The organism is Streptomyces aurantiacus JA 4570, from assembly GCF_000414115.1.
Taxonomy (GTDB): Bacteria; Actinomycetota; Actinomycetes; order Streptomycetales; family Streptomycetaceae; genus Streptomyces; species Streptomyces aurantiacus_A.
The window spans coordinates 1-2,782 of sequence record NZ_AOPZ01000330.1 but is presented as its reverse complement, the minus strand read 5'-3'; the positions used below and the strand labels follow the sequence as shown (position 1 = coordinate 2,782).

General features: G+C 76.2%; 1 protein-coding gene and 1 pseudogene. Both read left to right on the top strand.

Annotation, left to right across the window (positions count from 1 at the left end):
- Nucleotides 1-327: 327 nt before the first annotated feature.
- Nucleotides 328-2,097 (top strand): DUF3492 domain-containing protein, encoded by a 1,770-nt coding sequence (locus STRAU_RS28180; protein WP_016643813.1) that lies wholly within the window; start codon nt 328-330, stop codon nt 2,095-2,097.
- A 293-nt stretch (nt 2,098-2,390) separates the two neighbouring features.
- Nucleotides 2,391-2,782 (top strand): annotated as a pseudogene (locus STRAU_RS44765) (hypothetical protein); the annotation flags it as partial.

Genomic DNA, 2,782 nt, shown 5'->3' with positions numbered 1-2,782 from the left:
GGCGCGGCGGGCGTCCGCGTCGGGCGCGGCGGGCGAGACGGGCGCGGCGGGCGTCGGGGGCAAGGAGCTGGCCGCAGCGTGACCCTGCGTCACGGTGTGCGCGCCCTGTTGGTCGTGGACACGGCATTCGCGGGGCTATCGACCTGATCTGACACCGCTATAGCGCGACGGAACGCGACCGACGCGGGAAAGTTACGGCTCTTCACCCCTTCCGGTGGCGCGATGGACAACCGTCCGTCGCGCCACCGTCATGTCCGCATACGTTCGTCCCGCTGCGAGCCGTCGGTCCAACGGCGGCTCCCTATATGGGAGATCGGGGGTGCACGCGTGCGCATTGGACTGCTTACGGAGGGTGGTTATCCGTATGTGGACGGTGAGGCCAGGCTCTGGTGCGACCGGCTCGTGCGCGGGCTCGGGCAGCACGAGTTCGACGTGTACGCGCTGAGCCGGAGCGAGCGGCAGGAGGCGCGGGGCTGGGTCGAGCTGCCGCCGCAGGTGCGCCGGGTGCGGAGCGCTCCGCTGTGGGGAGCGGGGAGCGGCGGCCGGTTCGGCCTCGGCCGGCGGGTGCGGCGCGGATTCGCCGAGAGTTTCGGTGAGCTGGCGGGGGCCGTGTGTGCCGGGGCGGACGACTCCGGCCAGTTGGCGGACCGTTTCGGCAGCGCTCTGTACGCACTCGCCGATCTCGCCCGCGAGTCGGGTGGGTCGGGCGGGTCCGGCGGCTTGATCGGCGCCCTGCGTTCCGAGTCCGCCGTGCGCGCCCTGGAGGGCGCCTGCCGCGCGCCGGGCGCACCACGGGCCGCGCGCGCCGCCCGGGTGCCCGATCTGCTCGCCGTCGCGGGCGAGTTGGAGCGCGCGCTGCGCCCGCTGTCCCTGGACTGGTACGGGGACGACGAGCTGGGCGCGGCCGACCTCTGCCACGCCACGGCGGGCGGCGCCGCCGCGCTGCCGGGGCTGCTCGCCCGGCATGTCGCGGGGGTGCCGCTGCTGGTCACCGAGTACGGGGTGCAGCTGCGGGCGCACTATCTGGCGGGGGCGGAAGCCGCGAGGGCCCGGGGCGGCGGTGAGCCGGGGCTCGGCGCGCCCGCGCGGGCGCTGCTCGCCTCCTTCCACGCCCGGCTCGCCGCCGAGGTGTACCGCAAAGCCACCGTCATCACCCCGGGCAACGCGCACGCGCGCCGCTGGCAGGAACGGTGCGGCGCCGACCGCGCGAAACTGCGCACGGTCTACCCGGGACTGCCCGCGGGCCGCTTCGGCGAGGTCGGCGAGCGGGAGGACGCGGGGGAGCCCCGGACCCTGATCTGGGTCGGCCGTGTCGAGCCCGCGAAGGACCTCATCTCGCTCCTGCACGCCTTCGCCGAGGTCCGCAAGGAGGAGCCCAAGGCGCGCCTGCGCATCGTCGGCGCGCTCGCGGACGGCCCGGAGGAGGCGGCGTACCTCGACCACTGCCGCGCGCTCGCCGCCCAGCTCTTCCCCGACGAGGCCGACGGCGCGCACGCCGTCGGCGCCAACCCGGTGTCCTTCGAGGAGGTCGGCGGCCCGGAGGTGCCCGATCTCCCGGCCGCGTACGCGGCGGGCGGCGTGGTCGTCCTGTCCAGCGTCGTCGAGGGCTTTCCGATCAGCCTGATCGAGGCGATGCTCTGCGGCCGCGCCACCGTCTCGACCGATGTCGGCGCGGTGGTGGAGGTCATCGGAGGCACCGGTCTGGTGGTCCCGCCGCGCAATCCGCGGGCGCTCGCGCAGGCGTGCGTGGCGCTGCTGCGCGACCCCGAGCGGCGCGTGCGCCTCGGGGCGGCGGCGCGGGCACGAGCGCTCGAACTCTTCACGGTCGAGCAGAACATCACAGCATTTAACGGCATTTACCTGGAGATCGTCTCGCACTGCCCGGTCCGGCGGGAGGCCGTGAACGAAGCGGGCGAGCCGGTCCCGTTCGCCCATCCCGCCGAGGCGTACGTACCGGGCCGGTGGGCGGCTCGGGGCGGGGCGAGTACCGGGGCGGACGGTGCGTCGGGCGCGCCCGCGCCGAGCTGGGCCGCCGCACGCCAACAAGGCGGCGGGCGGCCCGGGCTGGGGCTCGGGCTCAGGGAGGCGCTGTCATGACGGAGTGGCCGGAACGATCGGTGGACGTGCCACGGGCTCCCGGAGGCGCGGGGGGCTGGGACGCGCGGTCGGAGGAGCTGGTGGCCGGAGCGGGAGCGGGAGCCGGAGCCGGAGCCGGAGCGGGAGCCGGAGCCCGCGAAGCCGGAGCGGGAGCCGGGGATGGGGGCGGCGCTGAGGCAAGTCCCGGGGGCGCCGTCACGGAAGCGGCAACTCGGCCACGTACCAGCGAAGTCGCCCCCGAACGCGCCCCCGCCACCCCCCGCCGCGGCCCCGCCGACCCGGTGAAGGCGCTCATGCACCGGCACCGCGACCTGTGCGAGCGCGCCGTCGACCCGCTGGAGATCGCGGCGGGCCTCGAAGCGCACGGAGTCACCGACCGGACGGCCGCGCGGTTCCGGCACCGCGACGTGTTCGCCCTCGCAGAAGAGATGTACGCGCGCGTGCCGCAGGACAGCGCCGAGTGGGACGCCACGGCCGACGCCGCCGGTGACGCACATGGTGAGGCTGCCGTGGCACAAGTCCCGCCGGGCTGGGCGGTATTGGCGCTGCTGCCCGGCGCCGTCTGCGCCCTCGCCGTCGCGGGGCTCGGCCCGGTCGACGGCCCCGCGCGCCACGCGGTGGGCCTCGGCGGCGCGCTCGCCGTGGTGGCGGCCGGATGGGTCGCCCTGCGGTACGGCCCCCTGCG